We start from the raw sequence: 5039 nt of genomic DNA on the forward strand, positions 1-5039 counted from the left end.
AACAACGCTTCGAACGAGGTGAAGAGCATCATCGCTCTGGTGCGTCAGACGCTGTCCAGCAATGACCAGACGGCGACGACGACGCAGTCGAAGACGCGCAGCGCGATCTCGAACATCGGCTGAGGCCCTGGTCGGCCGGCTGTGGGTTGGCTGGCCGGCGGGGGATCTCAGGGATGGGCTCTGGGTTTCGACGGGTGCCTGCCCCTGAGTCGGGTGACGTCGCCTCAGCGGTGTGGGACTGCTGGAGGTGACGGAGCCTCACAGGGGAGCAGGGGGGCAGCAGTGAGGGGTTTGCGGGATTGGAGGCTCGGGTGAGCGGGACGGTGTACGACGTCGACGTTGTGGCTGTGCAGGGTGTGTTGTCCCAGGCTGGGGGAGCTGCGTTGATGGCTGGTGCTGTGGGGCGTGCTGCTGCTGCTGATGGGGATCAGATCTCTGGGCTGTGTGGGTCGGCCTCAGGGGTGGCGGCTGCGTTCAGTCGTCTGTGGTCGACGCGCCGGGAGACCGGGCCCAGGAGTGCGGCCTATGGGGCTGGGTGTGCGTCTGCGGTGGACCAGGCGTGTCAGGCGCTGGCTGCGGGGGATGCGGAGATGGCGGACCGTGCTGGTCAGGCTCAGGCACAGGCGGCTTCTGTGGCTCGGTTCAGCGGGAGGGGGGCCTGAGCGTGCTGACCACGGGTGCCTGGGGTCCCGGGTGGGCCGGTGTCGGACTGGTGGTGCTGCGTCCGGTGGAGATGAGTGCTCAGTGGGATTCTCTGGACGCGGCGGCTGCGGGGCTGAAGGCCTCGGCGTCGTCTACGGATGCTGAGATCCAATCGCTCTCGGGGTTCTGGCAGGGGCTGCGGGTGGCGTATTCGCAGCCAGAGACTCAGGAGATCGTGTGGTCGGCGTTGGACGAGGTGCCGACGGTGACCAGTGAGTGGTCTCGAGTGATGGGGCGGGCGGCCGATGTGCTGCAGAGCTTCGCGGTCCAGGGGCAGAGTCTGGAGCAGCAGGCTCAGGCGTTGCATTCACAGGCTGACCATCTGGCGGCTCAGGTGGCTGCCACGGATCTTTCCTCTGAGGGTGAGAACGAGGGGCTGCGTGTGCTGGTGCGTGATCATAACGACGCCGTGACGCGTTTGAATCAGGCGTGGCAGCAGTTGGAGGAGGATGTCGCTGCTGATCTGGATTCGTTGGCCGCCGGTGGTGGTGAGGCTGATGAGATCCCTGAGGTGACTGCTGATGGTGGGGCCTCCGGCGGGGGTGGGTTCTCCGGCGGCGGGTCAACTGGTGTCGGGTTCTCTGCTGGGGGCGGTTTCGGGCATGGCTGGTTCGGTGCCGGTGCTGGGATGCCGGGGCAGGGAGGGTTCCTGCTGGATGGTCTGGCGGCGATCGTGTCCGCCGCCGCGGCTGACCGGGGCACTGACCGGGTTCGTCAGGCCGCAGATCTCTTTGACGACGCCATTGCTGAGGATGCCTCGGGCGAGGATGTTCAGACCTTCTACGATCACATCGCGGAGATGAGCGCCGATGAGATCGAGGAGTTCTCGGAGGAGACGCCGGCCGTCCATGAGAACTCACTCCCGCAGCCGAACAGCGAAGAGCAGTACGCCGCGTGGCCCTCCGGCGAGGACGGCCACACATGGTGGGAGTCGCTGGAGGAGGCTGGTATCCAGGATACGGTCTTGACTCACCTCCCGTTGCTCGTGGGAAACGTGCAGGGAGTCCCGTATGAGAAGCGAGACCAGGCCAATCAGGACGCCCTGAAGAGGCTGAAGGACAACCCCGACTACACCGACTGGGACGACAACCTGTCACAGATCGATCGGTCGCTGAGACAGGGCTCGGGTGTGGGAGACGCCACGGGGCAAGACGAACCCATGCTTCTGTCCCTTGACATCGGGCAGAGAGCCGAGGCGAGCTCCCCATACGCACCGGGGAATACCGAAGAGCACGGTTGGGGACGCCAGCCCTTGGCTTCAATCTCCGTGGGGAATCCTGATACGGCGGATGTCACGAGCTTCGGAGCGCCGGGTATGGCCAGCGGGACCCATGCCATGCGGAACGAAGTGGATATGTCGCAAGTAATCCATCAAGAATTGACCGAGATCGATGAGCGTACGCACGCTGTCGTCTCGTGGGTCGGCTACGACGCGCCACCTGCCCCGGGGAATGGACCCGTGACTGATGTGCTGCGCGATGACCGCGCCAGCGAAGGAGGGTGGGCTTTCGCTCACGCCTTGGACGGGTTCCAGGAAACAAGGATGGCAGGGGGCGATGCGCGGGGCGATTACACGGTGAACGTGCATGCTCACTCATACGGCACGAATATGAGTTCACATGCCCTGACGAGGACCGAGTATGACGTTGATACGTTTTCGATGTACGGGTCATCCGGGATCCCCGATGATGTCGCCGCACATGCCCGTGACCTTCACGTCAAGACAGATGACCAGGGGGAGCCGATGGTGTTCGCCTCTCAGTCGACACACGATGGGACGGCATGGTGGGGCCGGCCATTTGGGTTAGGTGGCAGGCAGGACCCCACCGATGACGACTTCGGGGCACAGGTCCACTACTCGGGTGGTGATTACGCCAGCTCCGCAGTCGAAGAGGCGGATGTGACTGGACATGCGCGAACCGATAGCAATCTGGACAGGTACGGCTACTTGGACGAAGATACGCAACACTTCCAGAACCTGATGCACATATTGGGAGATGACGATAGGGACAGCATCGTCATGCAAGACGAGTATCACGAGGGGGTGGAGCTGAGTGACAGGTTCAGTGGTATCGGCAGTGCCCTGTGAACGAGTGACGAGGGCTGCATCGGCGAGGAGATTGGTGCTGCAGTCGAAGGGTGCGAAAAGACTGGCATGCGCATTGGCATCCATGATCTTGGCGACTGGTTTGTTGGTGAGCTGTGGAGATGGAGGCGATGGGAGCAGCGTCTCGGTCCAACAAGAAGGTGGTGGAGAGATCGTGGTGGACTGGAGTGAAGGTCTGACCTATGAGGAGCAGGTTGAGGAGATCAAGCTCGTCAATGAGGTGATGGTTGAGCATTTCGGTGAAGACGTGCTGCCTCAGATTCATGGAGAGCCGTGGGATCTTCAGGAATATTTGGCTGTGCCTGGAATACCCAATCCTAGCCATCGATCCCACGACGCATACTATTTTCGAATCGACTATGACTTCTCCGAGGTTGAGCCGAATCAGGAGACCGTGGATAAGGCGTTGGCGGTGCTCGAGGAGATTGGGCTGACGCCGAACCAGGGAGTCCGGGAGACCTATGACGAGGATCAGAACCCTCCGTTGCGGGTGTCTGGTGGGCAGGAGGAGTCTGGGCGGCTTTTCATGATCAGGCAGCTCAAGCCAGGTGCTGGCATCAGAGCGGTCTTCTCGACACGGCACTCTGATGATGAGTCGATGTATGAGGCCCAGGAGGCCAACTGGGATGACTGATCAATGCTCGACCCGCGGGCTGGCTTGAGTGAGGCGAGGAGCGAGCGCAGGTTGTCGGGCTTGAGGTGGGTCCTCTTAGTTTTGGTGGGTGTACTCGTTCTGTCCAGCTGTGGTGGCCCACCCCAGGAGGTCTCGGTGGAGCAGCCTGATGGTGCAGAGATCGTGGTGGACTGGAGTGAGGGTCTGACCTATGAGGAGCAGGTTGAGGAGATCAAGCTTGTCAATGCGGTGATGGTCGATCACTTCGGTGAAGACGTACTGACTTTGGATGGCGGTGAGTGGGATCTCCAGGAGTATCTGGCGTGGCCCGGCTTACCGTATCCGAGCCATCGAGCGGAGGGCTATTACTACTTCGAGGTTGTGTACGACTTTTCCGAGGTTGAGCCGAGTCAGGAGACGGTGGACAAGGCCTTGGCGGTGCTCCAGGAGATCGGGCTGACCCCGAACAGGGGGCTCCAGGAGACTTATCAGGAAGACCGTGATCCTGTGCTGCGCGTGGCTGGAGGTCGTGAGGAGCACGGGCGCGTGTTCGTGATCGAGCAGGAGCACCCTGATGCTGATATTAAGGCCCTTTTCTGGACCCGGCATTCTGATGATGAGTCGATGTATGAGGCTCACGAGGCAAACTGGGACGACTGATCCTTGATCGGTCCGTGGTCTGTCTTCAGTGTGGGGAGAGGTGACCGGAGGTACTTGAGTACGAGGTCTGTGTCTCTCGTTCTGGTGGGTGTGCTCGTTCTGACCAACTGTGGTGGCCCACCCCAGGAAGTCTCGGTGGAGCAGTCTGGCGGCGGAGAGATCGTGGTGGACTGGAGTGAAGGTCTGACCTATGAGGAGCAGGTTGAGGAGATCAAGCTGGTCAATGAGGTGATGGTCGAGCACTTCGGCGAAAACGTACTGACTTTGGATGGCGGTGAGTGGGACCTTAAGGAGTATCTGGAGTGGCCCGGAATACCGTATTCTAGCCATCGGGCGCAAGGCGCATATTATTTTCGAATCGACTATGACTTCTCTGAAGTTGAGCCGAGTCAGGAGACGGTGGATAAGGCGTGGGCGGTGCTCGAGGAGATTGGGCTGACGCCGAACCAGGGAGTTCGGGAGACCTATGACGAGGACCAGAATCCTCCGTTGCGGGTGTCCGGTGGGCAGGAGGAGTCTGGGCGGCTTTTCATGATCAGGCAGCTCAAGCCAGGTGCTGAGATCTCGGCGGTCTTCTCGACCCGGCACTCTGATGATGAGTCGATGTATGAGGCGCACGAGGCCAACTGGGACGACTGATCGATGTTCGATTCGTGGGCTGGCTTCAGTGAGGCGAGGGGTGAGTGCAGGTTGTCGGGCTTCTCGTGACTGAGGGTGTAGTGGCGGGGCTGGGGCCAGCGGCGGGGAGATGATCCGCGTCAGCGTTGCTTGGCGCCGTCGTCGGTGCGGGCGGTGTGGGTAGGGAAGGACTCGAGGGAAGAGAACTGTGAGATGAAGTTTGACATGGGGGCATCGACGCTGAGCAGTCTCAGCCAGCAGACCTCGGGATCGTCGGATGAGCTGGGCACGTTGATCCAGCAGCTGGTGGCGGCGGTGGAGCCGTTGCAGGGGAAGTTC

Annotated in this window: 4 protein-coding genes; all 4 read left to right on the top strand. The window is 61.4% G+C overall.

The features are described 5' to 3' along the window. Nucleotides 1-733 precede the first annotated feature (733 nt). The 4 genes from ACYVKI_RS12905 (at nt 734) to ACYVKI_RS12920 (ending at nt 4721) form a co-directional block, all read left to right on the top strand. On the top strand, nt 734-2791 hold the full coding sequence (locus ACYVKI_RS12905) for an alpha/beta hydrolase (protein WP_460690773.1): 2058 nt from the start codon (nt 734-736) through the stop codon (nt 2789-2791). A 34-nt stretch (nt 2792-2825) separates the two neighbouring features. Continuing rightward, nucleotides 2826-3443, top strand: coding sequence for a hypothetical protein (locus tag ACYVKI_RS12910; RefSeq protein ID WP_460690774.1), 618 nt, complete (start codon nt 2826-2828; stop codon nt 3441-3443). A 135-nt stretch (nt 3444-3578) separates the two neighbouring features. Next, nucleotides 3579-4082: a hypothetical protein gene (locus ACYVKI_RS12915; RefSeq protein ID WP_460690775.1), complete on the top strand. Its 504-nt coding sequence runs from the start codon at nt 3579-3581 to the stop codon at nt 4080-4082. A gap of 69 nt (nt 4083-4151) precedes the next feature. Beyond that, nucleotides 4152-4721, top strand: coding sequence for a hypothetical protein (locus ACYVKI_RS12920; protein ID WP_460690776.1), 570 nt, complete (start codon nt 4152-4154; stop codon nt 4719-4721). Nucleotides 4722-5039: the final 318 nt, after the last annotated feature.

The organism is Nesterenkonia suensis (assembly GCF_054782935.1).

Excerpts from the sequence above, each read along its gene's own strand:
- ACYVKI_RS12905 (WP_460690773.1), top strand. The coding sequence starts at position 734 with ATGAGTGCTCAGTGGGATTCTCTGGACGCGGCGGCTGCGGGGCTGAAG.